Origin of the sequence: Gilvimarinus gilvus (genome assembly GCF_030518155.1) — a bacterium.
GTDB classification, from domain to species: domain Bacteria; phylum Pseudomonadota; class Gammaproteobacteria; order Pseudomonadales; family Cellvibrionaceae; genus Gilvimarinus; species Gilvimarinus gilvus.
The window spans coordinates 1-332 of the sequence record NZ_JAULRU010000760.1 but is presented as its reverse complement, the minus strand read 5'-3'; the positions used below and the strand labels follow the sequence as shown (position 1 = coordinate 332).

Sequence of the window (332 nt, the reverse complement as noted above, 5' to 3'; positions counted from 1 at the left end):
ATTCAGCCCTTGAGCAGGGTGAGCAGCAATATCAGGTTGATCAGTAACGACAGCACGGCCAGGGTGCGCCAGACTTTCAGTGGCTCGCGCTCAAGCAATGGCCGCGGGCGGCCGGGTAGTTCCTGGCGGTCACCCCGTTCGAGCAGTAGCAACCAGTGTTCGGCGGTTTCGAAGCGCTGCGCCGGGTCGGCGGCCACGGCCTGCTGCAGGTTGTGCTGCAGCCACTCCGGCAGGTCGGGCCGGTAGCGCGCCGGGTTGACCGGTTGGCCGAAGCGCGGCCGCTGAAAAACTTCCACTTCCCCATACGGGTAGTGCCCGGTCAGCAGGTGATA

Annotated in this window: 1 pseudogene; it reads right to left on the bottom strand. The window is 65.1% G+C overall.

The annotated features are described in order from the left end of the window. Window positions 1-2: 2 nt before the first annotated feature. Window positions 3-332, bottom strand: a pseudogene (locus tag QWI17_RS19435) (hypothetical protein); the annotation flags it as partial.